Origin of the sequence: Streptomyces sp. NPDC020422 (assembly GCF_044386705.1) — a bacterium.
Lineage (GTDB): Bacteria > Actinomycetota > Actinomycetes > Streptomycetales > Streptomycetaceae > Streptomyces.
Genome location: NZ_JBIRVJ010000004.1, coordinates 111,765 through 136,669 on the forward strand (window position 1 = coordinate 111,765; position 24,905 = coordinate 136,669).

Here is a 24,905-nt window from a genome sequence, read left to right on the forward strand (position 1 = left end):
GCGCTAGCGCCTCCTCCGCGCGGTCCCGAAGATCGACCGGGAGATCTCCCGGCCCACCTGGGTCCCGATCGACCGCGCGAGGGACTTGAAGATCCCACTGCCGACGACCTGTTCGGCCAGCGAGGGCTCCTCCTTCCGGCGAGGAGCCCTCGCCGCCTCCTTGGCCGCCGCGGCCTCCTCGGCGGCCCGCAGCGCCGCCGCCTCCGCCTCCTGCTGCTCGGCCGTGAGCCGCTCGTACGCCGACTCGCGGTCCACCGCCTCCGCGTACCGCCCGTACAGCGGCGAGCCCTTCACCGCCGCCTCCAGGTCGGCCGCCGGGACCGGGCCCATCAGCGACTGCGGTGCCCGCAGCCGGGTCGCCGCCACCGGCGTCGGGGCGCCCTTCTCGCTCAGTACGGTGATCACGGCCTCGCCCGTGCCGAGGCCGGTCAGCACCTCCTCCAGGTCGTACGCCGAGTTCGGGAAGGTCCGCACCGTCGCCTTCAGCGCCTTGGCGTCGTCCGGCGTGAACGCCCGCAGCGCGTGCTGCACCCGGTTGCCCAGCTGGGCGAGCACGTCCGCGGGGACGTCCTTCGGGGTCTGCGTCACGAAGAAGACCCCGACGCCCTTGGAACGGATCAGCCGCACCGTCTGCGTGATCGACTCCAGGAACGCCTTCGAGGCCCCGTTGAACAGCAGATGCGCCTCGTCGAAGAAGAACACCAGCTTGGGCTTGTCGAGGTCGCCGACCTCCGGCAGGTCCCCGTACAGATCCGCCAGCAGCCACATCAGGAAGGTCGAGAACAGCTGCGGCTTGTCCTGCACCGCCGGCAGCTCCAGTACGGAGACGACGCCGCGGCCGTCCGCCGCCGTCCGCAGGAACTCGCTCGTGTCGAACTCCGGCTCCCCGAAGAAGCCGCCCGCGCCCTGCTGCTCGAACGCCGTGATCGCGCGCAGGATCACCCCGGCCGTCACCGTCGACAGCCCGCCGATCCCCTTCAGCTCGGCCCTGCCCACGTCCGAGACGAGGAAGGCGACCACCGCCCGCAGGTCCTTGAGGTCGACCAGCTCCAGGCCCTTGGCGTCGGCGTAGTGGAAGATCAGGCCCAGCGACTGCTCCTGCGTCTGGTTGAGCTGGAGCACCTTCGAGAGCAGCACCGGGCCGAAGCTGGTGACGGTCGCCCGGACCGGGATGCCGGGGCCGGTGCCCCCGAGCCCGTAGAACTCGCAGGGGAAGCCCGTCGCCGTCCACTCCTGCCCCACCTGCGCCGCCCGCTCCCTGACCCTCTCGCCGTCCTCGCCGGGCGCCGAGACGCCCGAGACGTCGCCCTTGATGTCGGCGAGGAAGACGGGCACGCCGTTCGCGGACAGCTGCTCCGCGATCAGCTGGAGCGTCTTGGTCTTGCCGGTGCCGGTCGCGCCGGCGACCAGACCGTGCCGGTTGAGCATGGGCAGCGGAATGCGGACCTGCGCGTCCGGGTGACACTGCCCGTCCCAGAGCAGGGCCCCCAGATCGAGTGCGGCTCCGTCGAAGGCGTACCCGGCGGCGATCTCCGCCCAGGGCTGCGTCGGAGGCTGCGCCGAGGGGTTGGCCGTCGGCTGGTCGCTCGCGGTCATGGCGGACCCCTGTCCCAGGTGTGTACGAATTGTCACGATTCGCCCCAGCATCGCATCGGGTGTGCGTGGCTGCGCCGGGAGCCGCTCGCCCGGTAGGCTTTCCGTGTGATCTTCAAGCGCATCGGTAACGGAAAGCCGTATCCCGACCACGGCCGGGAAAGCACCCGGCAGTGGGCGGACGTCGCCCCGCGCCCGGTCCGCCTCGACCAGCTGGTGACCACCAAGGGCCAGCTGGACCTGGAGACCCTGCTCGCCGAGGACTCGACCTTCTACGGCGACCTCTTCGCGCACGTCGTGAAGTGGCGGGGCGATCTCTACCTGGAGGACGGACTGCACCGCGCGGTCCGCGCCGCCCTCCAGCAGCGCCAGGTGCTGCACGCCCGCGTCCTGGAGATGGACTGACCCTTCGGTCCGCGTCCCGACTGATCCTTTCGGGGCCTCTTCGCCCCCATCCGGACGCGATCACATGATCATCCAGTAGGCATCGCCCACGGGCGGCACTACGCTGCGTTCATGAGCATGCTCACTCCCCCCGGAATGGGCGGAAAGTACCGCATCACGGGCGATGTCTACCCGCGCATGCGCCGCCCCCATCGCCGGCGCAGGATCATCCTCGGAGCCGCGGCCGGCGCGGTCGTGCTCGGTGCGGCCGGCTGGGGAACTCTGCAGCTGGTCGACGTCTTCACCGGAGGCGACGGGAAGACCACCACGGCCGCCGGCAAGCAGGCCGACTGCAAGCCCGCCGCCGAGGCGACCACGCCTCCCGCGGCCGCCGCCCTGCCCAAGCCCGCCCAGATCAAGGTCAACGTCTACAACGCGACCCCGCGCGCCGGGCTCGCCAAGACGACCGCGGACGAGCTGAAGAAGCGCGGCTTCGCCATCGGCAAGGTGGGCAACGCCCCGGCGGCCTACGACAAGAAGGTCCCCGGCACCGGGATACTGCTCGGCGCCCCGGCGGCCACCAAGGGCAGCTTCTCCGTGCTCGGCACCCAGCTGAAGGGCGCCACGACAAAGGTCGACGCCCGCACCACGGCGGACGTCGACCTGATCATCGGCACGGCCTTCAAGACGCTCGACCCGAAGGCCGCGGCGGACGCGGCACTCGTGGCCCTCAACAAGCCCAAGCAGCCCCTGCCCGGCCGCTGCTAGCCCGGAGCCGGTCGGCGATCCGGAGCAGTCGGTCCCCAGAGGGGTCGCCCCCGGAGCCGATCAGCAGTACCGGTCGGCGATCCGGAGCCGGTCGGCCGTCCAGGCCCGCCGGCGATCCGGAGCCGGTCGGCCGTCCAGGCCCGCCGGCGATCCGGAGCCGGTCGGCCGCCCAGGGCCGGTCAGCCGCCTATGGACGGCGGGAACTAGTCGGCCGTCCCGTACATGCGGTCGCCCGCGTCGCCCAGGCCCGGGACGATGTAGCCGTTCTCGTTGAGCCGCTCGTCGACCGAGGCCGTCACGACCGTCACCGGCGTGCCCGCGAGCTCGCGCTCCATGACCTCGACGCCCTCCGGGGCGGCGAGCAGCACGACCGCCGTGACGTCGTCGGCGCCGCGCTTGATCAGCTCCTGGATCGCCGCCACCAGCGTGCCGCCGGTCGCGAGCATCGGGTCCAGGACGTACACCTGGCGGCCGGACAGGTCCTCCGGCATCCGCGAGGCGTACGTGGACGCCTCCAGCGTCTCCTCGTTGCGGATCATGCCGAGGAAGCCCACCTCGGCCGTCGGGAGGAGCCGCACCATGCCGTCGAGCATGCCGAGACCGGCCCGCAGGATCGGGACCACCAGCGGCCGCGGGTACGACAGCTTCACACCGGTCGTCGGCGTGACGGGGGTCTCGATGTCGACCTGCTCGGTGCGCACGTCCCTGGTCGCCTCGTAGGCGAGCAGGGTGACCAGCTCGTCGGCCAGCCGGCGGAAGGTCGGGGAGTCCGTGCGCTTGTCGCGCAGCGTGGTGAGCTTGTGGGCGACCAGCGGGTGATCGACGACGTGGAGACGCATGGCTCAACCGTACCCGGGACTGGCGTCAACCCGTGCCGTCGAGGGAAGGTGGGGTCACAGGTGACCGGACCCAGTCCTGGGATGGTGTGGCCCATGGCCGACCTGGAAGGCGAGGCCGGCGGAACGGCTCCCGAAGAGGAGCCCCGCCGCGAGACCGACGCGGAGCGCCGCAGGCGCCGCGCCCAGTTCCTGCGTGAGCTGAACGAGGCCAAGGCGCTGCGCGACCGCGTCCAGCCGCGACGCGCCCGGGCGGCCCGGATGCGGCAGGCGATGCGCATGCGCACGTTCCGCTGGTGACGGCTGCGGGTGGCACCGGTGACGCGCGGGTGTCGCGCCGCTGACGTGCCCGTCGTGCGCCCCCCGTGTGCGCCGGGGTCGCACGCCCGCCCGATCGCGGTGTCGTTCAGACTGATGCACGACGCAAGAGCCGAAGACCTCTCCTGACGGCGAGGTTTCTGTCACGATGCCGATTGGGCGGGGCATGAGGAGCGCGCCGCCGGATCGACACACCTCTGATCAGTGGGAGAGTCAGGTGTACTTCGCCGCACTGCTCGCGCGCACCGAAGACGGGTGGGAAGCGAGCGATACAGAGCTCGACAGTGTGGAGACCCTGTCGGACATCGCCGACCTGGCCCGGGAGGCCGCGGCGGACGACAGCGAGACCGTGATCGTGTTCATCGAGCAGGAGGACGCGTGGTTCGGCGTCGTCCGCGTAGACGGCGAGGACGACCCGCGGGTCTTCGTCTCGAACGCGGCCGCGGCGGCCCGCTCCTCGTACGGGGAGATCCTCACCTCGGAGATCCTCGGCGACGACCGGCGGGATGCCGACACCGACGTGGACGCCCTCGACCTGGACGGCACGGAGGACGGCGAGCCGGCCGGCGCCGTGGCCGACGACGACGAGGACACGGGCGTGCCCGCGGCCCCCGTCGGCGACCGGCAGATCCTGGCGGACCTGGGCCTGGGCGAGCGGGAGCTGCTCGCGCTCGACAGCGACGCCCTGGGGGAGATCGCGGATGTCCTGGGCGCCTCCTCCGTCCTGGAGGCCGTGCGCTAGTGCCCCTGGCAGTACACGACCCCGGCGCGGGCGCCGATCCCGTACGGGACCCCTGGCGGGACCCGATGCGGCTGGCCCTCGCCGAGGCGGACAAGGCCGCGCTGGCCGGTGACGTACCGGTCGGCGCGGTCGTGCTCTCCCCGGAGGGCGCCGTCCTCTCCCTCGGCCACAACGAGCGCGAGGCGGCCGGCGACCCGACGGCCCACGCGGAGGTCCTCGCCCTGCGGCGGGCCGCCGCCGCGACCGGTGAGTGGCGGCTGACCGGCTGCACGCTCGTCGTGACCCTGGAGCCGTGCGTGATGTGCGCGGGCGCGCTCGTCCAGGCGCGGGTCGAACGGGTGGTCTTCGGCGCCTTCGACGAGAAGGCGGGCGCGACCGGCTCGCTCTGGGACCTCGTCCGCGACCGGCGCCTCAACCACCGCCCCGAGGTCGTCCACGGGGTCCTGGAGGACGAGTGCTCCGGCCGGCTGACGGCCTTCTTCCGGGACCGCTGACGCCGTCCGCGGCACGCTTCTCACCTGCGCGGACATACGGATTTCAGTCCTGGGCACCTTTGGGCTAAGCTCTCTCTCGGTAGCGTGTCCGAGCGGCCGAAGGAGCTCGCCTCGAAAGCGAGTGTGGGGAAACTCACCGAGGGTTCAAATCCCTCCGCTACCGCCAGAGACCTCCCCGAACTGCGGAAACGCGGTTCGGGGAGGTTTTTCATTGCCCCTGATTGCCCCTGATGGCCACTGATGGCTCCTGATGGCCGCTCATGACCCCCCATGGCCGCTGGTGGCCACCGACAGTCCCTCGACCTATTGTCATGAGCATGTCAATCTGACGTCAGTTCAGGACGGGGGGAGCGGCATCGGGGGGACAAGCCGCTCCCCCCGATGAGAACCGGTCCTGCAAGCCCGACGCCGCAGTCAGGGGGGAAGCTCGCGGCGTGGGCCCCGCAGTGAGGGCCGGTTCCTCGGCCCTGCGGATTCCTGCCAGATCCGCCGGGCTCGACATCCATACTCCTCGTCCGCCACCCTTCCGTCGGGCGGCAAAAGGCCTCGATCGCAGGGCCCTTGGTCCATAAAGGCCCGGTGAAGAGGGGCTGGGCTAGACTCGGCGACCGCGCGGCGGAGGCGGCCAGGGGAGGGCGGAGCGGATGGCGCAGGCGAAGAAGATCGCACTCTATGCGGTCGTGGTCTTTGTGCTGTACACGATCATCACGTCCCCGGCCCGGGCCGCGGATCTCGTCCAGGTAGGGTTCGAGGGCATATCGAGCGCCGCTCAAGGCGTCGGCCAGTTCATGACCGAGCTCGTCAACTAGGAGTACCGCCCGTGATCCGCCATCTGGTCCTCTTCAAGCTCAACGACGGCGTGCAGCGCGACGAGCCGCGCGTGGTGGCGGGCGTCGAGGCCTTCCGCGCCCTCGGTTCGCAGATCCCGGAGCTGCGCTTCTGGGAGTGCGACTGGAACATCTCCGACCGCCCGATCGCGTACGACTTCGCCATCAACTCGGCCGTCGAGGACAAGGACGCGCTCCAGCGCTATCTGGAGCACCCGGCGCACCAGGCGGGCGTCGCCCAGTGGCGCGAGTTCGCCACCTGGGTGATCGCCGACTACCCGTTCGAGGCCTGAGCCTCAGCCCCTCGCTTTCCCGGGCCCCTCGCCGTTCCACGGCGGGGGGCCCGTGGTTTTACCCGTCCAACTTGCCCTCAACACGTGGTTATACGGTGCTTGCACACAGTGGACATGTCTTGTGATGCTATGACCGCTTTTGACGGATGAGTCGACCGAAGTTGACATGAAGGGGTGGCGTGAACGTGCCGGCCAGTACAGCGCCTCAAGTCCCGCCCCAGAACGAGGCCGGGGCCCCCGAAACCCCGCGCCCCCGCCCCCAGAGCACCCGTGGCGCCGACACCCGGGCCCTGACCCAGGTGCTCTTCGGACAGCTCAAGAACCTGGAGCCGGGCAGCCCCGAGCACCACCGCGTGCGCGGCGCCCTGATCGAGGCCAACCTGCCGCTCGTGCGGTACGCCGCCGCCCGCTTCCGCAGCCGCAACGAGCCGATGGAGGACGTGGTCCAGGTCGGCACGATCGGCCTGATCAACGCCATCGACCGCTTCGACCCCGACCGGGGCGTGCAGTTCCCGACCTTCGCCATGCCGACCGTCGTCGGGGAGATCAAGCGCTACTTCCGCGACAACGTCCGCACGGTCCACGTCCCCCGCCGGCTCCACGAGCTGTGGGTCCAGGTCAACGGCGCCACCGAGGACCTGACGACCGCTCACGGCCGCTCCCCCACCACCGCCGAGATCGCCGAACGCCTCAAGATCGGCGAGGACGAGGTGCTGGCCTGCATCGAGGCCGGGCGCTCCTACCACGCCACCTCCCTGGAGGCGGCCCAGGAGGGCGACGGACTGCCCGGGCTGCTCGACCGGCTCGGCTACGAGGACCCGGCCCTCGCCGGGGTCGAACACCGCGACCTCGTACGACACCTGCTCGTCCAGCTCCCCGAGCGCGAGCAGCGGATCCTGATGCTGCGCTACTACAGCAATCTGACCCAGTCTCAGATCAGTCAGGAGCTCGGGGTCTCCCAGATGCACGTGTCAAGGCTCCTCGCCCGGAGCTTCGCCCGGTTGAGATCCGCAAACAGGATCGAGGCATAGCTGGAACGGGTAGACCGTTTCGGAGCAGCTTTTCGGCGCACCAAGTGCCGCACACCCCTTGTTTCCTGCGGATTCCCGCCCTGTCCTTGTCGACAAGTCACTACAGCGTGTTGCCGACATGTGACATTCTGCAGAAACCGAGTTTGCCGCGGCCCCGCCTCCGGTATTCAGGTGGAGGCTGCGTTCCTCAGATGGTCGTGGCCATCACGACCGTCCGCGACCTCAAGGGGGTGGCATGTCCGCAGAACAGGGCAGCTCGAAGGTGCTCACGCTCACGCCCATGCCCGCGTCGGCGCAGACGCCCGTCACGCCCGACACGTCCGGCACGATGCCGGCGGCCGTCCCGACGCAGACCACGGCGCCCACCGCCGTCGACAGCGCGCCGGCCGGGCCCGACACGGCGCCGGTCACGGACGAAACCCTCGTCGCCCCGCCGGCCGTCACGCCCGAGGCCATCGACACCCGCACCCTCTCGCGCTCCCTGTTCCTCCGGCTGCGCGCCCTCGACGACGAGGGAGCCGCCGCGGACAGCCCGGAGCGGACCTACGTCCGCGACACCCTCATCGAGCTCAACCTCCCCCTCGTGCGCTACGCGGCGGCCCGCTTCCGCTCCCGCAACGAGCCCATGGAGGACATCGTCCAGGTCGGCACCATCGGCCTGATCAAGGCGATCGACCGCTTCGACTGCGAACGGGGCGTGGAGTTCCCGACCTTCGCGATGCCGACCGTCGTCGGCGAGATCAAGCGCTTCTTCCGCGACACCTCCTGGTCCGTCCGCGTCCCGCGCCGCCTCCAGGAGCTCCGGCTCGCCCTCACCAAGGCCAGCGACGAACTCGCCCAGAAGCTCGACCGCTCCCCCACCGTCCCCGAACTCGCCGCGGTGCTCGGGGTGTCGGAGGAGGACGTCGTCGACGGCCTCGCCGTGGGCAACGCGTACACGGCCTCCTCGCTCGACTCCCCCTCCCCCGAGGACGACGGCGGCGAGGGCTCCCTCGCGGACCGCCTCGGCTACGAGGACACCGCCCTGGAAGGCGTCGAATACCGCGAGTCGCTGAAGCCCCTGCTCGCCAAACTCCCTCCCCGCGAGCGGCAGATCATCATGCTCCGCTTCTTCGCGAACATGACCCAGTCGCAGATCGGCGAGGAGGTCGGCATCTCCCAGATGCACGTCTCCCGCCTCCTCACCCGCACCCTCGCACAGCTCCGCGAGGGCCTGATCGCCGACTGAAGTTGCCCGTTTCGCTTCCTCGCTGACACTCCGTCAGCCACACTGCCCTCATGGCGAGTACGTGGCGAAGGAAGCGACCGGGACTCGTGGTGGTCGCGCTCTGCCTCGGCGGAGCGCTCACCGCCTGCGGATCGGGCGGCGAGGACCAGGGCTACGCGGCGGTCGGCGCCGGCTCCTCCCCCAAGGGCGCGGTCCCGCCGAGCGGATCCGTCACCCTCATCCCCCTGGACCCGGGGGACACGTCGAGCACGAGCTCCCCGTCCCCCCGGCCGCCGGGCACGAACGGCGAGAGCGCCGGGAACGGCAGCAGGCGGAGCGGTACGGACGGCACGCCGCCGCCCGGTACACCCCCCGGAACAGCGGGCGCCCCGCGTACGGCCACGGCGCCCCCGCCCCGTACGGCCGGCCCCCCGCCCCGCACCGGCGGCGGGACGACCGCCCCCGGGAGCACGCCCCCGCCCGCCCCCACGTCCCCGCCGTCGACTCCGGACACACCCCCGCCGACGAGCAGGCCCACGCCCACCCCCTCCCCCGCCCTGCTCACCCTCTCCGCGCCCACGCTCGCCGACACGGACCGGCGCTGGTGCGAGAGCGTGACCGTGACCTTCCGCAACACCGGTGGGACGGCGGCCCGTTCGGGCACGGTCGACTTCGCGACCCACATCATCGGCGCGCTCGGCGTCGACTGGGGCACCTTCCGCTCCAGCCAGCCCCTCCCGTCCCCGATCGCCGCGGGCACGGCGCGCACCCGGACCTACACGGTGTGCGTGGAGTCCTGGCGGGTGCCGCTGGGGATGCACGTGGACACGAAGGACGTCACGGCCTCATGGCAGTGAGCAGCACCTCGGCGAACTCCTCCGGCCGCTCGACGCACCCCAGGTGCCCGCCGGGGAACTCGACCACGGCGGCCCCGGTCTCCCTGGCGATCCGGCGGGCGGGCCCCACCAGCGCCTCCTGACCGTCCGACTCCCGGCCGACACCCAGGACCAGCTTCCCGGCGGCGGCGCGCAGTCCGTCGAGATCGGGGGCGGAGGAGGAGAAGGGGCAGAGCACGTGCTCAAGGAAGACGGGCATGTTGGCGCCCATGCGGGAGGCCATCGGGCGCACGGACGGCGGGAGTTCGGCGTGCCGCCGCTCCGGCTCGGGACCGCGCCCGTCGGGCGTCTCGGCGAACCGGGCCATCGCGGGACCGAGCCCCCGCGTTCGGTGCAGCTCGCGCACCTCGGCGAAGTGCGCGCGGTACGGGCCGGGCTCGTCGAGCAGCTCCACCAGGGGCGGCTCGTGCGCGACGACCCGGGCGAGGCGGGCGGGGTGCCGGGCGAGGAGTTCGAGGGCGACGACGGCGCCGGAGCTGCTGCCGTAGACGTACGCGGCCTCGCCCCGCGGCACGACGGCGTCGAGGACGGCACGGGCGTCCTCGGCCCACTCCCCCACCCGCTGGTCGGCGGGCGGCCCGTCGAGCGGGCTGCGGGAGAGCCCGCGCTGGTCGTAGGAGACGACGGTGTACCCGGCGCCTGCGAGCAGGTCCGCCATCCCCTCGTACAGCCCGGCGTCACCCGCCCCGCCGGGTATGAGCAGCAGGACGGGCCCGCGGCCGCGCGTCTCGTAGTGGAGGGTCGCGCCGGGGACGGGCAGGGTGGCGACGTCGGTCATGACCAGCTCTCCAGGGTGGTGTGCAGGGCGTCGAGCGAGCGCGCCCAGGACGCGGCGACCGGCCGGGAGGCGTGGAAGCCGCCGCTCAGCTCCAGGTGGACATAGCCGTGGAAGGTGGCGCGCAGCAGCCGCCCGGCATCGGTGAGGTCGGGCTCGTCGAGCCCGTAGCCGCGCAGCATCCCGTACGTGAGCTCGACGGCCCGCAGGAGGACGGCGGGGTCCTCGATCTCCTCCGGCTCGATCCGCTGCTGGGTGGCGGCGTAGCGGCCGGGGTGGGCGAGCGCGTAGTCCCGGTAGGCGCCGGCGAAGGCGACGAGCGCGTCCTTGCCGGAGCGCCCGGCGACGGCGGTCCCGATGGCCTCGTTCATCTCCGCGGAGGCGAGGAGGGCGAGGCGGACGCGCAGGTCGCGCAGGTTCCTGATGTGGGAGTAGAGGCTCGCGTCCTTCACGCCGAAGCGGCGGGCGAGCGCGGAGACGGTGACCTTGTCGAGGCCGTCGCTGTCGGCCAGCTCGGCGGCGGCCTGGACGAGACGGTCGACGGTGATGCCGACGCGGGCCATGCGCGAATCCTTCCTAGAGGCACTAGGTTATAACCTAGCACCCCTAGGAACAGGTCGGCGGGAGATTACCTGCCGGAGTGGTCGACGACGTTGCCGTTGGAGCAGTTGTTCTGGTGGTTGCCCGTCCAGTCGCTGAGCGCGGGCACGACCGCGAGCCCCTGGAGGCAGACGTCGGCAGCCGTGAAGTTCCAGTTGTCGGCGGCGTTGACGCCGGAGCCGAAGTTGTCGGTGCCGTCTCCCTCGCCGGACTCGCCCACGCCGACAATGACGACCACCGCGCCGGCACGTCACCCGGGATGACCCGCGCGGAGGTGCCGCCGCAGCAGGACGTTCGCGTCGGTCTCGGCACTCCAGTCGAACCGCTCCCGGGCGGCGGCCCGGGCGGCCGCGAGCTCCCCGCACTCGGCACAGTGCGGGACGGGCGCGGGCGGGCGGGACAGCTCGTACGAGGCGGACGCCCGCCGGTTGGCGGCGCGCACCCCCGCACTCAGCCGCTCCTCCGCCGTCGCCGGCCGCACGCTCTCCGGGTCCGCCTGCCACTCCCGCCCACCCCCGAGCGGCCGCAACATCGCGTACGGGCCGGCCTGCCCCCGGTACTCCCCGACCTTCCGCGCCACCGGGTCGTACAGGTACGCGCCGCACTCCTCGTGCCCTGCCATTCCTCGCTCCTCACGCTCACGCCCCACACTCACCCGATCGGGCGACTACTCTCCGTGCATCCAGCGTTGCTCAATGGAGGAGGCGGCCACAACGCCCACGGCGTGCCAAGGAGTGCTGTCACGAGGGGGGACGGAGTGACCAGAAGGACCACGGCGGGGACCGAGACGGCCGCCACGACGGCGCAGATGTTCGGCGAACTCCTCCGCCACTACCGCGAGTCGGCGGGCCTCACCCAGGAGGCCCTGGCCCGCCTCATCCCGTGCGACCGCTCGCAGGTGGCGAGGGTGGAGGCGGCGAAACGGGTACCGACGGACACGTTCGCGAGGGCGTGCGACGAGATCCTGGGGACGGGCGGGGTGTTGCTGCGGTTGTGGGGGCGGATCGACTGGTATCCGGAGGTGCAGCACCCGGACTGGTTCGAGCGCAGGGCCCAGATGGACGCGGAAGCGGTGGCGCTGCGGGAGTACCAGGTGCAGGTGGTGCCGGGTCTGCTCCAGGCCCCGGAGTACGCGTACGCCCTGCTCTCGCAGATCGCCGCACCGGACGAGGCGGAGCGCAGGGTGAGAGCCCGACTGAGCCGCCAGCAGCGCTTCCTGACGGAGGACGGCCCGCTGTACATCGCAGTCCTCGACGAGAGTTGTGTACGGAACGTTGTGGGCAGCGCCGCCGTGATGCGCGACCAGTGCGCACACCTGCTGGAGGTGGGCAGGCGGCCCAACTTCGTGATTCAGGTCGCCCCGGCCGCCCGGGCCGACCTCGTGCCGCCGAGCACCTCGATGTCACTGATCCGGTTACCGGAGGGCAAGGAGTGGATCTACTCCGAGTCCCTGGGCCAGGGCCATTTCATCGATGATCCAACCGTCTTCGCGCGACATAGCCAGACCTATGATGTGCTCCGGGCGGACGCTCTGTCAGCTGTGGAGTCCGCTGCTCTGATCGGCGAGGCGATGGAGGGGTACGAGCACCATGCAGAGGTACGAACTCGACGCGTCGATCTGGATCAAGAGCAGCTACAGCGGCAACGACGGCGGAAACTGCCTCGAAGTCGCCCCCGGATTCCCCGACCTCGCCCCCGTACGTGACAGCAAGGCCCCTGAGGGCCCTGCTGTCGTCTTCGGTCGCCACGCATGGGACACGTTCGTCCGCAGCCTCTGACCGCTCCTCACGCCGCCAGGGCCAGGACGGCGACCGCCGGGGCCATGTAGATGACGGGGAAGATCGCGTGCCCGTACGCCTTGGCGCGGAAGACCGTGATCACGGCGCCGAGGAAGTACAGGACGAGGCCGATCGCGGCGGCGATCCCGATCGCGGGGATCGCGTAGCCGACGAGGAGACCGACCGCGCCGGCCGCCTTCGCGGCACCCAGCCAGTTCCACCAGGTGCGCGGGACGCCGTACTCGGCGAGGGGCTCGACGGTGAACTTGGCCTTGAAGAAGATCGAGGCACCCGAGAACCCGGCCATGAAGGCGGCGACGGCGGTGACGACGATGGCGGTGGTGGACATCGGGTGCTCCTCGGAGGGGCTCTGGCGGGCGCTTCTCGCTCGCTTCTATCCCTCTGACACCGCGCTCGACGGAGGTGTGACGAGCGGGCCGAACTTTTTTCGGAGCGCTCGGGGGAGACCGGTTGTCGTGCCGGGCGGCCTGGAATCGGGCACCGTGCGGCCGCCCTCTTTCCGAGAGTCGCACCTTCCACCACCGCGTCAAGGGCGCTCCCTTCGGTCGCGTCGCTGCGCGATGGCCTACGGCCACCCTTGACCCGGCGGCTCCAGGCGCGAAAGACCTCTCGGAGGGCGGCCGGGGGCGCGGCCACGCGGACAGGCCGGGCAGGGGTCACCGTCGGCGCGCGGCGTGAAGGCCGGTGGGTGGGGGCGTCGGTTCGGGGCCCGGCCCGGTGGTCGGACTCCCGCCGGTCCGGGGTGCGCGGGAGTGGAATGGGGCTGCCGGGCTTGGCTTGGCGTGTGGCCCCCGGTGGGCGGCTTGGCCTCAGGCCCCGCTGGTCACTGCCGGTGGGTGGGGCGACGCGATTGGCCGGGATCACTCCGCTGCGGGTAAGCATGACGGCACCGCCGCCGTACCCGCCCTGGAAGGACGTCGATGCACACACCCGCCCCCCGGGATCTGCCCTCCCTGCCCTTCGCGCACCGACTCGAACCGTTCACCGCCGAGCTGGAGCGGGACGAGGTCTACGAGTGGCTGCACATCGACGGCCGCGACTTCGACGACGCCGACGGCGGCATGACGCGCTTCAGCGAGTGCGCCCTGTCCTCGGTGACCTTCACCGGCGGCCGGTTCCGGCGCGCCCGCCTGGACACCGTATGGCTGGACAACGTCCGCACCGTGGGCAGCGACCTCGCCGAGACCAGCTGGCTGGACGCCGAATGGCGCTCCAGCCTCCTCGCCGGCACGCAGCTGCACGGGAGCCAGATGCGCCGCACGGTCTTCCACCACTGCAAGTTCGACTCGGTCAACCTGCGCGCGGCCCAGCTGCGCGACGTCACGTTCGTGGACTGCCTGCTGCGGGACGTGGACTTCGCCGGCGCGAGCCTCACGGACGTCTCCTTCCCGGGGACGGCCCTGGACCGGGTCGACCTCACCGGGGCCACCCTCACCCGGGTCGACCTCCGCGAGGCCACCGCGCTGGGCATCACCTCCGGCATCGAGGCCCTCAAGGGCGCCACCATCACCACCCTCCAGCTCTTCGACCTCGCCCCCGCCCTCGCCCACCACATCGGTCTCACCGTGAAGGACGGCTGACCGCCACGCCATGCAAAGTCACGTCTCCAGCCCCGAGATGGGACGGAACGAAACTGGTGTGACGAGTGAGGCACCCCCGGCCTCTCCCCACGCGGAAACGCACACGACCCCGCCCCGGGACGGCCCCCACGGACATCCGACAGTGACCAGCGGGGCCTGAAGCCCGGCCCCGCGCCGGGCGCATGCCGCCGAGCCCGGCCCGGCAACCCCACTCCACTCCCGCGCACCCCGAACCGCCCGGCACTCCGCCCACCGGCCCCGGCCACAAACCGACGCCCCCACCCACAGGCCCGCGCGCCGCCCACCCAGCGAGACCCCTGCCCGGCCTGTCCGCGTGGCCGCGCCCCCGGCCGCCCTCCGAGTGTGAAAGGGCCCCCGGAGCCGCCGGGTCAAGGGTGGCCGTAGGCCATCGCGCAGCGACGCGACCGAAGGGAGCGCCCTTGACGCGGTGGTGGAGGGGGCCACACTCGGAAAGAGGGCGGCCGCACGGCGCCCGATTCCGGAAACGCCCGCTCCGAGCACCCGACCGCCCCGGACCCGACCCGACCACGCCGCACCCGCCCACCCCGGACCCGCCCGCCCTCACCCCACCGCCCTCAACCCACCACCCTCACCCCACCGCCCTCGACCCACCCACCCTCAACCCGCCCACCTGCCTACCCGCCCACCTGCCCACCTGCCCCCCCTGCCCCCCCCCTGCCCCCCTCAGGCAGTCTTCCGCCGCACCATCTCGTCGATCCACACGGGCGCGAAGGGGGACGTGCAACCCGGGGGCGTCGGGTAGTCCTTGAGGACTTCGAGGCGCTCGCCGATGCCGATCGCGCGGGCGCGGTGGGCGGGGTGGTCGATGCCGATCCGGGCGAGGCAGTGGTTCATCGCCCACTGGAGCCGGTCCGGGGCGTCCTTCATCTCGGCCTCGATGACGTCGAGGAGGGCGGACAGGTCGAGTCCGTCGGGCCGCTTGGTCACGCGCTCGGTGGTGAGGGCCCAGCCGGCACTGGCGACGACGGGGTCGGGGTCCGCGGTCCAGGCGAGGCGCAGTTCTTCGGCGTGCGGGTTCTTCTTGACCACGTAGTTCACGAGCCAGTCGTGGACCTTCGGGGTGCGGGCCGCGCGCAGCATGGCATCGAGCTCGTCGCGGTCGAAGGACTTGGGGCGGCAGATCAGGAGGGCGAGGAGCCGGGCGGCGCCGTCGCCGGTGGCCCAGAGCGCGCGGGCGAGGTCCTGCTGGGTCTTGAGCCGCTTGGCGAGGGCGCGGAGCTTGCCGAGGTTCACGCCGTGGTCGTCGCCGTGCCGCTCGTTCACGGCACGGGCCTTCGGGTCCTCCAGCGCGGCCAGTTCGGCCATCACCTCGGCGACGGTCGTCTCGGTCACCGCGTCCTCCTGGTCCGCCCCGGATCTGCCCGGGGTCTCCCTGCTCCTTCACGGGCGAGCTCCAGCCTATGACGGGGGCGGTGCGCGCACCTGAACGCGGAGCCGGACGGCGGCACAGGCGCCCGGACCACTCGCCCCGGCCCACCGAAAGGTCGAAAGGGGGCGGTCGCGACGGAACCCCGTCAGGGCTTCCGTCGCGGCCGCCCCCTCCCAGGAGCCGGTCGGCTCAGCCGAGCGCCAGCCAGGCGACGCCCGCCAGGACCGCGATCGCGACGATGACGCCGACGATCACGCCGACGCGGGGGCCGGAGGAGTGGGTGGTCGCGGACTGGTACTGCTGCCGCGATCCCTGCCCCTGCTGCGGGGCGCCCTCGTCGACGAAGGCGCGGAACATCTGGGTGCTGCCGGCGGGGTCGTAGGAGCCCTCGGGGCCCTGGCCACCCTGGCCGTACGGTGCTTGGGGGTTGTGTGCCATGGCCCGGACCCTAGCGAAGACCGGCTTCCGGCCCCAAGCCCTGGGCCCCTGCCCTGCCCCGGACCCGCCCCGGACCCACCCCCGAGCGGCACCGCTCCCACCCCGCACCTCCATCCCCCACCCCCTTTACCGATTCTTTAGCGCGCTTTGACCGATTTAGTTTGCCTGAAGCAACCATCCATCTCTATCGTTGCCCTAAGCAACAAGATGTCGGGGAGTACGAGGGCGATGGAGCGATGACGACGACGCTGAACCAGTACGAGGAGCTCGCCCGGGCGGTGAGCGCCTTCGGTGCCGTCAAGCGCGGTCTCGCCCGGGTCCTGCCCGCGCACTGCCAGGGCGGCGCCGCCGCAGTCCTCGCCCTCGTCAAGCACCACGGCGACATGCGGATGAGCCGGCTGGCCGAACTCATGGCCGTCGACATGTCCGTCTGCAGCCGGCACGTCGCCCACACCGTCGAGCACGGCTGGATCGACCGCCTGCCCGACCCCGACGACAAGCGCTCCCGGATCCTGCGCCTCACCCCCGAGGGCCTGACGATGCTCGGCGAGCTCGACGGCCGGGTCGCCGAGGCCTTCAACCGGCACCTCGCGGAGTGGTCCGACGAAGACGTCGCCCTCCTCACCACCCTGCTGGTGCGCCTGCGCGACTCCTTCGGGGACTGCCGGGCCGCGCACGCCTGACCCCGCCGACCAGCCGCCCAGCCGACCCGCCGACTTCACGTACCCCACGTACACATGCAAAGGAACTTCATGGCTACCACCGCACCTGCCACGGGTGTACGGGAAGGCCGGACCGACACCTCCGGTGCCCCGATGACGCACCGGCAGATCATGGAGGCGCTCTCCGGGCTGCTGCTCGGCATGTTCGTCGCCATCCTGTCCTCGACGATCGTCTCCAACGCCCTCCCGCAGATCATCACCGACCTCGGCGGCGGCCAGTCCGCCTACACCTGGGTCGTCACCGCCGCCCTCCTGTCGATGACGGCGACCACCCCGCTCTGGGGCAAGCTCGCGGACCTCTTCTCCAAGAAGCTGCTGGTCCAGATAGCCCTGGTCATCTACGTCACGGGCTCGATCGTCGCCGGACTCTCCCAGAACACCGGCATGCTCATCGCCTGCCGGGTCGTCCAGGGCATCGGCGTCGGCGGTCTGACCGCCCTCTCCCAGATCATCCTGGCCGCCATGATCGCCCCGCGCGAGCGCGGCCGGTACAGCGGCTACCTCGGCGCGACCTTCGCCGTCGCCACCGTCGGCGGCCCGCTGCTCGGCGGCGTCATCACCGACACCGACTGGCTCGGCTGGCGCTGGTGCTTCTACGTCGGCGTCCCCTTCGCGCTCATCGCGCTGATCGTGCTGCAGAAGACCCTGAAGCTCCCCGTCGTGAAGCGCGAGGTCAAGGTCGACTGGGCCGGCGCCTTCTTCATCAGCGCCGCCGTCTCCCTCCTCCTCATCTGGGTCACCTTCGCCGGCGACAAGTACGACTGGGTCTCCTGGCAGACCGCCGCCATGGTCGGCGGATCGCTCGTCCTCGGCGCCGTGTTCCTCTTCGTGGAGTCCCGGGCCTCCGAGCCGATCATCCCGCTGCGCCTCTTCCGCAACCGCACGATCACGCTGGCCTCGCTGGCCTCGCTCTTCGTGGGTGTCGCGATGTTCGCCGGCACGGTCTTCTTCAGCCAGTACTTCCAGCTGGCCCGCAACGAGTCGCCGACGATGTCCGGCGTCCTCACCATCCCGATGATCGGCGGCCTGTTCGTCTCGTCGACCGTCTCCGGCATGATCATCACCAAGACCGGCCGCTGGAAGGCCTGGCTGGTCAGCGGTGGCGCCCTCGCCGCCGGCGGCCTCGGCCTGCTCGGCACGATCCGTTACGACACGGAGTACTGGCACATCGCGATCTTCATGGCGGTGCTCGGCCTAGGCCTCGGCATGATGATGCAGAACCTGGTGCTCTGCACCCAGAACCAGGTCGCTCCCTCCGACCTCGGCGCCGCCTCCTCCGTCGTCACCTTCTTCCGCTCCCTGGGCGGTGCGATCGGTGTCTCGGCGCTCGGCGCGGTCATGGCCCACCGGGTCACCGACTACGTCAAGGACGGTCTGACCGAGCTCGGCCCGAAGGCCGCCGCGGCCATGGGCCAGGGCGGCGGCGGTGGCGGCATCCCCGACATGGACAAGCTGCCCGCCCCGATCCGTACGGTCATGGAGAGCGCGTACGGGCACGGCGTCGGCGACGTCTTCCTCTACTCCGCGCCGTTCGCGCTGCTGGCCTTCGTGGTGACGCTGTTCATCAAGGAGGTCGCGCTCAAGAGCCACACGAGCGCCCCGGCGGACGCCAAGGCGGAGGACTCCGCACCGGCGGACGCCAAGGCGGAGGGCGCCAAGGCGGCGGACGCCAAGCAGGGCGCCTAGGAAAAGCTCCCGGTCGCGCTTCGAGCGGAGGCGCGACCGGGCGGAATACGGAGCGGCGGGCAGGGGACGGCCCGCCGCTCCGGCATGTTCAGGAGGCTTCGGCGCTGCGGGCCACCATCGTCTCGATGCCGGCGACCAGGACGTCCAGGGCGTAGTCGAAGTCGCGGTCCCAGATCTCGCTCACGCTGCCGTGCGAGGCCCGCTCGTGCAGGATGTCCGTCATGGGTTCGAGCGCCTCCGCGAACGCGGGGTCGTCCCGGAAGGCCTGGACCGCCTCCACGTAGAAGTCGTCCTGCGACATCCCCGCCTCGGCCGCACGGCGCTGGAACTGGGACTCGGCCGTCCCGTAGCCGTACACGAACTGGAAGACCGCCGACATCGCGCTGGGCTGGCGGTCGATCGGCAGGCCCGTGTCCCTGACCGCTTCCTGGATCTTCACGCCGACGGCGATCGCGTTCGGGCCGATGTTCGCGTACTGGCCGGCGCAGCTCGACATCCACCCGTGGCGGACCAGCATCCGGCGGTAGTCCAGGGCGAGCGCCCGGATCCGCTCCCGCCAGCCGCCGGCGGCGTCGACCGCGGCGAGGTCGATCTCGCCGTACACCGCGTCGATCGCGTACTCGATGATGTCGTCCTTGGTGTCCACGTACCAGTACAGGGACATCGCGGTGACGTTCAGCTCGGTCGCCAGCTTGCGCATCGAGAGCTTGGCCAGGCCCTCCTCGTCGAGCATCCGGATCGAGGCGGCGACGATCCGCTCTCGGTCCAGCCCGGCCGGGCCGCCCCCGCTGCGGGCGGGGGCGGTCCTGTTCTCCAGCCAGACGCTGGAACGCGCCGGGTTCCTGGCCCTGTCCGCTGCCTTGACCATCGCGTCCCTCCGTCTGTCAGTGGTCCACGCCCATGCTAGGCAGCCATCGCGTGCTGCTTCGCCCGCTCGTCCACCCGCTCGGCCCGCTTGAGCAGGGCCGCGGCGAGCAGTCCGCCGGCGAAGACGGCGACCGCGCCGACCAGCTGACTGGTCTGCAGGCCCTGGGCGAAGGCCGCGGAGATCTGCTGCCGCTCGGCCTCGCCGCCCGCCGCGGCCAGGGCGGCCGGGAGGGAGGTGGCGGTGACGGTGACGAGGGCGGCGAAGCGGGCGTTGAGGACGGCGCCGAGGATGGCGACGCCCAGGCCGTTGCCGAACTCGGCGAGCGTGCCGTTGATGCCGGCGCCGACGCCGGCCTTCTCCGGCGGGATCGCGCTCATGATGGCGTTGGCCATGGCCGGGTTGGAGAGGGCGATGCCCGCGCCCATCAGGATCAGGCCGAGCAGCATGCCGCCGTACGTGCCGTCGGTGCCGCCGCCGAGCAGGGCGATCGAGGTCAGGCCGCCGGCGACGAGGGTCAGGCCGAGGGCCACGGAGGAGGGGATGCCGATCTTCATGACGAGCTTCGGGCCGATGCCGGAGAGGTTGAGCACCACGATCGTCAGCGCCAGCGGCGCCATCCGCAGACCCGCCTCCAGCGGCTCGTAGCCGAGCACGAACTGCAGGTGCTGGGTGAGCAGGAAGAGCGAGCCGCCCATGCCGAGCATCACCAGGATCGCGCCGGCGACGGCGCCGACGAACTTCTGGTTGCGGAAGAAGTGCATGTCGAGCATCGGGTACGGGACGCGCAGCTCCCACCACGCGAAGGCGGCGAGGACGGCGAGGCCGATCGTGGCCGGGACCAGCACCTGGGCGGAGGTCCAGCCGTGCGCGGGGCCGGTGATGATCGCGTAGACGACCGAGGTCATGCCGATGGTGGAGAGCAGCGCGCCGAGCAGGTCGGGGCGGTCGCCCTGGGGGTTCTTGGACTCGGGGACCAGCTTGAGGACGGCGACCAGGCCGATGGCGGCGACCGGGAGGTTGATCAGGAAGATCATTCCCCACCAGAAGTGGTTGAGGATCGCGCCGCCGATCAGCGGGCCCGCGGCGAAGCCGAGGGAGCTGATGGTGGCCCAGATGGCGATGGCCTTGACCCGCTGGGAGTCGTCGAAGATCTGCATGACGACGGCGAGGGTCGTGGTCATCAGGAGCGCGCCGCCGACGCCCATGCCCGCACGGGCGGCGATCAGCTGCCCGGTGGAGTCGGCGAGGCCGGCGGCGAGCGAGCCGAGGCCGAAGAGCGCGAGCCCGACCGCGAGGAGCTTCTTGCGGCCGTACCGGTCGGCGGCGTTGCCCGCGGTGAGCAGCAGACCGGACTGGACGAGCGAGTAGGCGTTGATCATCCACTGGATGTCGCTGGTGGAGGCGCCCAGTTCGGTGGTCAGCGAGGGGATGGCGACGCTGAGCACGGTGTTGTCGAGGAGGACGGTGAGCTGGGCGAGACAGATGACGCCGAGGATCAGCCAGCGCTGCGGATGGCCGCCCCCGGTGGTGCCGTTCGGCGCCGTCATGGAAGTGCTCCTTATACGGTGTACGAGGCGAGTTCTCGTACACCGTATAGGAGCTCTCTTACGCTGTATAGCGATTTCTCGGTGCGTGCCTACTTCCTGCTGGTCAGGTCGTAGAAGGTGGCACCGTCGACGGTGACCTTCTCGAAGGTGGACTCGACCCAGGACGTGATGCCCGCGCTGCCGCCGGCGCCGCCGCCGAAACCGCCGCCGATACCGCCGCCCGAGGCGACGAAGTAGTGGATCCTCCCCTCGGCCACGTACCGCTTGAACTGCGCGAGGGTCGGCGACGGGTCGCTGCCGTTGAAGCCGCCGATCGCCATGACCGGCTTCTCCGTGGCGAGCTGGTAACTGGCGGCGTTCTGCGCGCCGACGGCGGCGGCGACCCAGGTGTACGCGTCGGCGTCGGCGAGCAGCCTGCTCCTGGCCGCGGTGCCGACCGCGGCACCGTTGAGGAGACCGCCGATGGTGCCGCGGCGGGTGTCCTCACCGGGCAGGGCGGGAGCCTGACCGCCGCCGGGGAGCTGACCGGCGCCGGGAAGCCGACCGGCGGCCTGGCCACCGCCGGGAGCCTGACCCGCGCCGGGCCCGCCCGGGAAGCGGCCCATGCCCTGGCCGCCGGGGCCGCCGCCCGGCATCTGACCGCCCTGGCCGCCCTGGCCGCCCTGGCCGCCCGGCATCTGGCCGCCCGGCCCCTCGGCGAAGAACATCCGGCCGTTGCCCGGGCCGCCGCGCATCCCGCCCGGCCCGGCCATGCCCGCCGGACCCGCCGTGACGATCGAGCCCTGGTGCCCCTCGGCCAGCGTGGCCAGGGTGTACGCGAAGGGGCCCGCGAGACCGGCCGCGAGGCCGAGGCCCGCCGCCGCCAGGCCGATCCGCCGGTCCAGTCGGCCCGCGAGGAGCAGCGCGAGCGCCGCCGCGCAGCCCGCGACGAGCACCGCCCAGCGCAGCCACGGCAGCCAGTCGGGGGTCCGGCCGAGCAGCACCCAGCCCCACCCGGCCGTCACCGCGACCGAGGCGGCCAGCGCCGCCGAGGCGGCGAACCGGCCCCGCTCCTCCCACAGCACCGCCGCGCCCATGCCGATCAGGGCGGCCAGGTACGGCGCCATGGCCACCGTGTAGTACTCGTGGAAGATGCCGGCCATGAAGCTGAAGACGGCCGTCGTCATCAGCAGCGAACCGCCCCACACCAGGAACGCCGCCCGCGCCGTGTCCGTACGCGAGGCCCGCCAGGTCACCACCAGACCGGCGACGAGCAACAGCAGCGCGGCCGGCAGCAGCCAGGAGATCTGGCCGCCGACCTGCTCGCCGAACATGCGGCCGATGCCGGTCTCGCCCCAGCCGCCGCCCGGACCGCCGGCGCCCCGCCCGGGCAGCTCCACGCCGGCCGGCAGGTCCATGGCCGTCCCGCCGCCGCGCGCCCCGCCGCCCACGCTGCCGACCTCGTCGCCGTTCAGCCGGCCGAGGCCGTTGTAGCCGAAGGTCAGCTCCAGGAAGCTGTTGTTCTGCGAGCCGCCGATGTACGGGCGGGAGGACGCCGGCCACAGTTCGACCAGGGCCACCCACCAGCCCGCCGACACGATCAGCGCGAGCCCGCCCAGGCCCAGCCGGCCGAGCCGGCGCCCGAACCCGCCCGGCGCGCACACCACGTACACGAGCGCGAGCACCGGCAGGATCAGGAAGGCCTGCAGGGTCTTGGCGAGGAACGCGAAGCCGAGCGCGACCCCCGCCCACACCAGCCAGCGCGCCGCGCCCCTGTCGAGCTCCAGGGCTCGCAGCACGCAGTACACGGCGCCCGTCATGAGCAGCGCGAGCAGCGCGTCCGGGTTGTTGAAGCGGAACATCAGCGCGGCGATGGGGGTGAGCGCCAGGACCACGCCGGCGATCAGGCCCGCGCCCGCCCCGAAGCGGCGCCGGACGGCCGCGTACAGGACACCGACCGTGGCCACGCCCATGAGCACCTCGGGCAGCAGGATCTGCCAGGAGCCGAGGCCGAAGAGGCGCACGGACAGGGCCATCGGCCACAGGGCGGCCGGCGGCTTGTCGACGGTGATGGCGTTGGCCGCGTCGAGCGAGCCGAAGAAGAAGGCCTTCCAGCTCTGGCTGCCGGCCTGCGCGGCCGCGGAGTAGAAGGAGTTGGCGTAGCCGCTCGCGCTCAGGTTCCAGAGGTAGAGGGCGGCGGTCGCGAGCAGCAGACCGAGGAACGCGGGCCGCACCCAGGGGGCGTCCTCGGGCCTGCCGCGCCACCAGCGCCGTAGGAGAGCGGAGTTCGCGGGGGTGGCGGGGTTCGCGGGGTTCGCGGGGTTCGCGGGGTTCGCGGGGTTCATCGGGAGGTCCTTGACGGCTTGGTGGCGGCGGCGCGCTCCGGGAAGACCCAGAGCCGGAAGAGGAGGAAGCGCACGACGGTCGCGGCGAGATTGGCGACGATCAGCACGGCGAGTTCGGTCGAGTGCGCCGGATCGCCCGTCGCGGCGCCGAGCGCGGCGAGGGAGCCGCTGGTCAGGGCGAGGCCGATGCCGAAGACGACGAGCCCCTGGGCCTGGTGGCGGGCGGCGCGTTCGCGGCCCCGGACGCCGAAGGTGAGCCGGCGGTTGGCCGCCGTGTTGGCGACGGCGGAGACGAGCAGGGCCCCGGCGTTGGCGAGCTGGGGGCCGACGCCGAGCCGGAAGAGGGAGTAGAGGACGAGGTAGCAGAGCGTCGACAGCGCCCCGACCACGCAGAAACCGACCAACTGGCGGGCGAGACCGCCCGGGACACCGCTGAGGTCACGGTCCCGCGGGTCGTCGCCGAAGGGCCGGGCCAGCCGGTCCAGCGGCAGCGAACCGGTCGCGAGGGCCCGCCCGACCCGCCACACGCCCTTCAGGTCGTCGGTGGCGGTGCGCACGATGTGGACGGTCGAGTCGGGGTCGTCGACCCAGTCGACCGGCACCTCGTGGATGCGCAGACCGGCCCGCTCGGCGAGCACCAGCATCTCCGTGTCGAAGAACCAGCCGGTGTCCTCGACCATCGGCAGCAGCCGCTCGGCGACCTCGCGCCGGATGGCCTTGAAGCCGCACTGGGCGTCGGAGAAGCGGGCGGCGAGCGAGCTGCGCAGGATCAGGTTGTAGGCGCGGGAGACGAACTCCCGTTTCGGCCCGCGGACCACCCGCGAGGAGCGGGCGAGCCGCGAGCCGATCGCGAGGTCGGAGTGGCCGGAGATGAGCGGCGCGACGAGCGGGAGCAGCGCGTTGAGGTCGGTGGACAGGTCCACGTCCATGTACGCGAGGACCGGCGCGTCGGACGCCGACCACACGGCGCGCAGCGCCCGCCCGCGGCCCTTCTGCTCCAGGCGTACGGAGCGTACGCCGGACAGCCGGGCGGCCAGCGCACGCGCCACGTCGGGGGTGGCGTCGGTGGAGGCGTTGTCGGCGACGGTGATGCGGAAGGCGTACGGGAAGGTGCGGGAGAGGTGCTCGTGGAGCCGCAGCACGCAGGGCTCCAGGTCCTTCTCCTCGTCGAACACGGGGATCACCACGTCGAGGACGGGCCGGCCGGCCGCGCCGACGGGGAGGTGCTCCCGGGCGGGAAGGGTTTCGGCGGTCGGTGACATCTGCATGTCCCCGACCCTCGCCAGGGCCGCTGTCACGACGGTGTGGCGAGCCTGTGGCGGGGCTGTGAGTCGTGTCGGCGAGGGGGGTGGGGCTGGGTCCCGGGGGGGGATGGCGGCCCGGGTCCGGGCGGGGGGCCGGGTCCGGGCGGGGAGCCGGGTCCGGGCGGGGAGCTCCGGGTAGGAGGCCGGGTCCGGGTAGGAGGCCGAGGCCGGGTAGGGAGCCGAGGCCGGGCGGGAAGCCGACGCCGGGGTGGGAAGCCGGGTCCGGACAGGAAGCCGAGGCCGGGTAGGAAGCCGGGGCCGGGCGGGAAGCCGAGGCCGGGTAGGAAGCCGGGTCCGGGCAGGAGGCCGAGGCCGGACAAGAAGCCGACGCCGGGGTGGGAAGCCGGGTCCGGACAGGAAGCCGACGCCGGACAGGGGCCGGGTCCGGGTAGGAGGCCGAGGCCGGGCGGGAAGCCTAGGCCGGATAGGAAGCCGACGCCGGACAGGAAGCCGACGCCGGAC

27 protein-coding genes, 1 tRNA gene and 1 pseudogene are annotated in these 24,905 nt (G+C 72.1%); 16 read left to right on the forward strand and 13 right to left on the reverse strand.

Annotation, left to right across the window (positions count from 1 at the left end; translation table 11 throughout):
• Positions 1 to 3: 3 nt before the first annotated feature.
• Positions 4 to 1,596 (reverse strand): helicase HerA-like domain-containing protein, encoded by a 1,593-nt coding sequence (locus tag ACH414_RS11275; RefSeq protein ID WP_398941597.1) that lies wholly within the window; start codon positions 1,594 to 1,596, stop codon positions 4 to 6.
• A 105-nt stretch (positions 1,597 to 1,701) separates the two neighbouring features.
• Here ACH414_RS11275 and ACH414_RS11280 point away from each other — a divergent pair, with 105 nt between their 5' ends.
• On the forward strand, positions 1,702 to 1,998 hold the full coding sequence (locus ACH414_RS11280; RefSeq protein ID WP_017240525.1) for a type II toxin-antitoxin system VapB family antitoxin: 297 nt from the start codon (positions 1,702 to 1,704) through the stop codon (positions 1,996 to 1,998).
• A 111-nt stretch (positions 1,999 to 2,109) separates the two neighbouring features.
• The gene (locus tag ACH414_RS11285) at positions 2,110 to 2,745 is read left to right on the forward strand and encodes a LytR C-terminal domain-containing protein (protein ID WP_398941599.1); all 636 of its coding nucleotides are present in this window, start codon (positions 2,110 to 2,112) and stop codon (positions 2,743 to 2,745) included.
• Between the two features lie 203 nt (positions 2,746 to 2,948).
• On the opposite strand, the gene upp is transcribed toward ACH414_RS11285, so the two are convergent.
• Entirely contained in the window at positions 2,949 to 3,584 is a 636-nt protein-coding gene (gene upp, locus ACH414_RS11290) for a uracil phosphoribosyltransferase (protein ID WP_382538689.1), read from the reverse strand.
• Positions 3,585 to 3,677: 93 nt separating this feature from the next.
• Here upp and ACH414_RS11295 point away from each other — a divergent pair, with 93 nt between their 5' ends.
• The 9 genes from ACH414_RS11295 to ACH414_RS11335 all read left to right on the forward strand — a co-directional run bounded on the left by ACH414_RS11295 (position 3,678) and on the right by ACH414_RS11335 (position 9,350).
• Positions 3,678 to 3,881, forward strand: a complete 204-nt coding sequence (locus tag ACH414_RS11295) for a hypothetical protein (protein ID WP_382538692.1) — start codon at positions 3,678 to 3,680, stop codon at positions 3,879 to 3,881.
• Positions 3,882 to 4,116: 235 nt separating this feature from the next.
• Positions 4,117 to 4,641 carry a hypothetical protein gene (locus ACH414_RS11300; RefSeq protein ID WP_382538695.1) on the forward strand — a complete coding sequence of 175 codons (525 nt, stop codon included), beginning with the start codon at positions 4,117 to 4,119 and terminating at the stop codon, positions 4,639 to 4,641.
• Between the two features lie 65 nt (positions 4,642 to 4,706).
• Entirely contained in the window at positions 4,707 to 5,135 is a 429-nt protein-coding gene (gene tadA, locus ACH414_RS11305) for a tRNA adenosine(34) deaminase TadA (protein ID WP_386563909.1), read from the forward strand.
• A gap of 78 nt (positions 5,136 to 5,213) precedes the next feature.
• Positions 5,214 to 5,301 (forward strand) — tRNA-Ser (locus tag ACH414_RS11310).
• A gap of 478 nt (positions 5,302 to 5,779) precedes the next feature.
• The gene (locus ACH414_RS11315; RefSeq protein WP_164986384.1) at positions 5,780 to 5,944 is read left to right on the forward strand and encodes a hypothetical protein; all 165 of its coding nucleotides are present in this window, start codon (positions 5,780 to 5,782) and stop codon (positions 5,942 to 5,944) included.
• Between the two features lie 11 nt (positions 5,945 to 5,955).
• A complete protein-coding gene (locus tag ACH414_RS11320) occupies positions 5,956 to 6,255 on the forward strand; it encodes a Dabb family protein (RefSeq protein WP_382538698.1) in 300 nt (99 codons plus the stop codon).
• Between the two features lie 185 nt (positions 6,256 to 6,440).
• Positions 6,441 to 7,286 (forward strand): RNA polymerase sigma factor SigF, encoded by an 846-nt coding sequence (locus tag ACH414_RS11325; RefSeq protein WP_382538700.1) that lies wholly within the window; start codon positions 6,441 to 6,443, stop codon positions 7,284 to 7,286.
• A gap of 235 nt (positions 7,287 to 7,521) precedes the next feature.
• Positions 7,522 to 8,514: an RNA polymerase sigma factor SigF gene (locus ACH414_RS11330; RefSeq protein WP_382538703.1), complete on the forward strand. Its 993-nt coding sequence runs from the start codon at positions 7,522 to 7,524 to the stop codon at positions 8,512 to 8,514.
• A 50-nt stretch (positions 8,515 to 8,564) separates the two neighbouring features.
• Positions 8,565 to 9,350, forward strand: coding sequence for a hypothetical protein (locus ACH414_RS11335; protein WP_391769704.1), 786 nt, complete (start codon positions 8,565 to 8,567; stop codon positions 9,348 to 9,350).
• Here the strand turns inward: ACH414_RS11335 and ACH414_RS11340 are convergent.
• The 4 genes from ACH414_RS11340 to ACH414_RS11355 form a co-directional block, all read right to left on the reverse strand.
• A complete protein-coding gene (locus tag ACH414_RS11340; RefSeq protein ID WP_382538709.1) occupies positions 9,331 to 10,167 on the reverse strand; it encodes an alpha/beta fold hydrolase in 837 nt (278 codons plus the stop codon). The two genes, ACH414_RS11335 and ACH414_RS11340, sit on opposite strands and share 20 nt — an antisense overlap.
• On the reverse strand, positions 10,164 to 10,727 hold the full coding sequence (locus ACH414_RS11345; RefSeq protein WP_398941605.1) for a TetR/AcrR family transcriptional regulator: 564 nt from the start codon (positions 10,725 to 10,727) through the stop codon (positions 10,164 to 10,166). Before ACH414_RS11345 ends, ACH414_RS11340 begins: the two co-directional genes overlap by 4 nt.
• Positions 10,728 to 10,792: 65 nt before the next feature.
• Positions 10,793 to 11,002 (reverse strand): hypothetical protein, encoded by a 210-nt coding sequence (locus tag ACH414_RS11350; protein WP_398941607.1) that lies wholly within the window; start codon positions 11,000 to 11,002, stop codon positions 10,793 to 10,795.
• A gap of 12 nt (positions 11,003 to 11,014) precedes the next feature.
• Positions 11,015 to 11,386 carry a hypothetical protein gene (locus tag ACH414_RS11355; protein ID WP_382538718.1) on the reverse strand — a complete coding sequence of 124 codons (372 nt, stop codon included), beginning with the start codon at positions 11,384 to 11,386 and terminating at the stop codon, positions 11,015 to 11,017.
• A gap of 186 nt (positions 11,387 to 11,572) precedes the next feature.
• Between ACH414_RS11355 and ACH414_RS11360 the strand changes: the two genes are divergently transcribed.
• Positions 11,573 to 12,469 carry a Scr1 family TA system antitoxin-like transcriptional regulator gene (locus ACH414_RS11360; RefSeq protein ID WP_398941929.1) on the forward strand — a complete coding sequence of 299 codons (897 nt, stop codon included), beginning with the start codon at positions 11,573 to 11,575 and terminating at the stop codon, positions 12,467 to 12,469.
• Positions 12,444 to 12,542: pseudogene (locus ACH414_RS11365) on the forward strand (DUF397 domain-containing protein); the annotation flags it as partial. The gene ACH414_RS11360 and the pseudogene ACH414_RS11365, both read left to right, overlap by 26 nt.
• Positions 12,543 to 12,549: 7 nt before the next feature.
• On the opposite strand, the gene ACH414_RS11370 reads toward ACH414_RS11365, so the two are convergent.
• Complete coding sequence (locus tag ACH414_RS11370) at positions 12,550 to 12,891, reverse strand: DoxX family protein (RefSeq protein ID WP_382538721.1); 342 nt, start codon at positions 12,889 to 12,891, stop codon at positions 12,550 to 12,552.
• Positions 12,892 to 13,483: 592 nt separating this feature from the next.
• Between ACH414_RS11370 and ACH414_RS11375 the strand changes: the two genes are divergently transcribed.
• A complete protein-coding gene (locus ACH414_RS11375; RefSeq protein ID WP_398941610.1) occupies positions 13,484 to 14,143 on the forward strand; it encodes a pentapeptide repeat-containing protein in 660 nt (219 codons plus the stop codon).
• A gap of 705 nt (positions 14,144 to 14,848) precedes the next feature.
• Here ACH414_RS11375 and ACH414_RS11380 read toward each other — a convergent pair.
• Together ACH414_RS11380 and ACH414_RS11385 are read right to left on the reverse strand one after the other, a co-directional pair.
• Entirely contained in the window at positions 14,849 to 15,517 is a 669-nt protein-coding gene (locus ACH414_RS11380; protein WP_382538727.1) for a DNA alkylation repair protein, read from the reverse strand.
• A 226-nt stretch (positions 15,518 to 15,743) separates the two neighbouring features.
• A complete protein-coding gene (locus tag ACH414_RS11385) occupies positions 15,744 to 15,992 on the reverse strand; it encodes a hypothetical protein (protein WP_382538730.1) in 249 nt (82 codons plus the stop codon).
• Positions 15,993 to 16,228: 236 nt separating this feature from the next.
• On the opposite strand from ACH414_RS11385, the gene ACH414_RS11390 reads away from it, so the two are divergent.
• The gene (locus ACH414_RS11390) at positions 16,229 to 16,675 is read left to right on the forward strand and encodes a MarR family winged helix-turn-helix transcriptional regulator (protein ID WP_382538733.1); all 447 of its coding nucleotides are present in this window, start codon (positions 16,229 to 16,231) and stop codon (positions 16,673 to 16,675) included.
• 69 nt (positions 16,676 to 16,744) lie between these two features.
• Positions 16,745 to 18,400: an MDR family MFS transporter gene (locus ACH414_RS11395; protein WP_398941613.1), complete on the forward strand. Its 1,656-nt coding sequence runs from the start codon at positions 16,745 to 16,747 to the stop codon at positions 18,398 to 18,400.
• An 88-nt stretch (positions 18,401 to 18,488) separates the two neighbouring features.
• On the opposite strand, the gene ACH414_RS11400 is transcribed toward ACH414_RS11395, so the two are convergent.
• From ACH414_RS11400 to ACH414_RS11415, 4 genes are all read right to left on the reverse strand, one after another.
• Positions 18,489 to 19,268: a TetR/AcrR family transcriptional regulator gene (locus tag ACH414_RS11400; RefSeq protein WP_398941616.1), complete on the reverse strand. Its 780-nt coding sequence runs from the start codon at positions 19,266 to 19,268 to the stop codon at positions 18,489 to 18,491.
• A 35-nt stretch (positions 19,269 to 19,303) separates the two neighbouring features.
• On the reverse strand, positions 19,304 to 20,815 hold the full coding sequence (locus tag ACH414_RS11405; RefSeq protein ID WP_398941618.1) for an MFS transporter: 1,512 nt from the start codon (positions 20,813 to 20,815) through the stop codon (positions 19,304 to 19,306).
• Between the two features lie 89 nt (positions 20,816 to 20,904).
• The gene (locus ACH414_RS11410) at positions 20,905 to 23,139 is read right to left on the reverse strand and encodes an ArnT family glycosyltransferase (RefSeq protein WP_398941621.1); all 2,235 of its coding nucleotides are present in this window, start codon (positions 23,137 to 23,139) and stop codon (positions 20,905 to 20,907) included.
• Positions 23,136 to 24,407 (reverse strand): glycosyltransferase, encoded by a 1,272-nt coding sequence (locus ACH414_RS11415; protein WP_398941623.1) that lies wholly within the window; start codon positions 24,405 to 24,407, stop codon positions 23,136 to 23,138. The genes ACH414_RS11410 and ACH414_RS11415 overlap by 4 nt, the downstream gene beginning before the upstream one ends.
• Positions 24,408 to 24,905 lie beyond the last annotated feature (498 nt).

Coding starts and splice junctions, on each gene's coding strand:
- ACH414_RS11400 (WP_398941616.1), bottom strand. CDS start 19,268: ATGGTCAAGGCAGCGGACAGGGCCAGGAACCCGGCGCGTTCCAGCGTC.
- ACH414_RS11360 (WP_398941929.1), top strand. CDS start 11,573: ATGTTCGGCGAACTCCTCCGCCACTACCGCGAGTCGGCGGGCCTCACC.
- ACH414_RS11355 (WP_382538718.1), bottom strand. CDS start 11,386: ATGGCAGGGCACGAGGAGTGCGGCGCGTACCTGTACGACCCGGTGGCG.
- ACH414_RS11390 (WP_382538733.1), top strand. CDS start 16,229: ATGACGACGACGCTGAACCAGTACGAGGAGCTCGCCCGGGCGGTGAGC.
- ACH414_RS11340 (WP_382538709.1), bottom strand. CDS start 10,167: ATGACCGACGTCGCCACCCTGCCCGTCCCCGGCGCGACCCTCCACTAC.
- ACH414_RS11415 (WP_398941623.1), bottom strand. CDS start 24,407: ATGCAGATGTCACCGACCGCCGAAACCCTTCCCGCCCGGGAGCACCTC.
- ACH414_RS11345 (WP_398941605.1), bottom strand. CDS start 10,727: ATGGCCCGCGTCGGCATCACCGTCGACCGTCTCGTCCAGGCCGCCGCC.
- ACH414_RS11370 (WP_382538721.1), bottom strand. CDS start 12,891: ATGTCCACCACCGCCATCGTCGTCACCGCCGTCGCCGCCTTCATGGCC.
- ACH414_RS11285 (WP_398941599.1), top strand. CDS start 2,110: ATGAGCATGCTCACTCCCCCCGGAATGGGCGGAAAGTACCGCATCACG.
- ACH414_RS11315 (WP_164986384.1), top strand. CDS start 5,780: ATGGCGCAGGCGAAGAAGATCGCACTCTATGCGGTCGTGGTCTTTGTG.
- ACH414_RS11375 (WP_398941610.1), top strand. CDS start 13,484: ATGCACACACCCGCCCCCCGGGATCTGCCCTCCCTGCCCTTCGCGCAC.
- ACH414_RS11335 (WP_391769704.1), top strand. CDS start 8,565: ATGGCGAGTACGTGGCGAAGGAAGCGACCGGGACTCGTGGTGGTCGCG.
- ACH414_RS11295 (WP_382538692.1), top strand. CDS start 3,678: ATGGCCGACCTGGAAGGCGAGGCCGGCGGAACGGCTCCCGAAGAGGAG.
- upp (WP_382538689.1), bottom strand. CDS start 3,584: ATGCGTCTCCACGTCGTCGATCACCCGCTGGTCGCCCACAAGCTCACC.
- ACH414_RS11385 (WP_382538730.1), bottom strand. CDS start 15,992: ATGGCACACAACCCCCAAGCACCGTACGGCCAGGGTGGCCAGGGCCCC.
- ACH414_RS11410 (WP_398941621.1), bottom strand. CDS start 23,139: ATGAACCCCGCGAACCCCGCGAACCCCGCGAACCCCGCGAACCCCGCC.
- ACH414_RS11405 (WP_398941618.1), bottom strand. CDS start 20,815: ATGACGGCGCCGAACGGCACCACCGGGGGCGGCCATCCGCAGCGCTGG.
- ACH414_RS11275 (WP_398941597.1), bottom strand. CDS start 1,596: ATGACCGCGAGCGACCAGCCGACGGCCAACCCCTCGGCGCAGCCTCCG.
- ACH414_RS11395 (WP_398941613.1), top strand. CDS start 16,745: ATGGCTACCACCGCACCTGCCACGGGTGTACGGGAAGGCCGGACCGAC.
- tadA (WP_386563909.1), top strand. CDS start 4,707: ATGCGGCTGGCCCTCGCCGAGGCGGACAAGGCCGCGCTGGCCGGTGAC.
- ACH414_RS11330 (WP_382538703.1), top strand. CDS start 7,522: ATGTCCGCAGAACAGGGCAGCTCGAAGGTGCTCACGCTCACGCCCATG.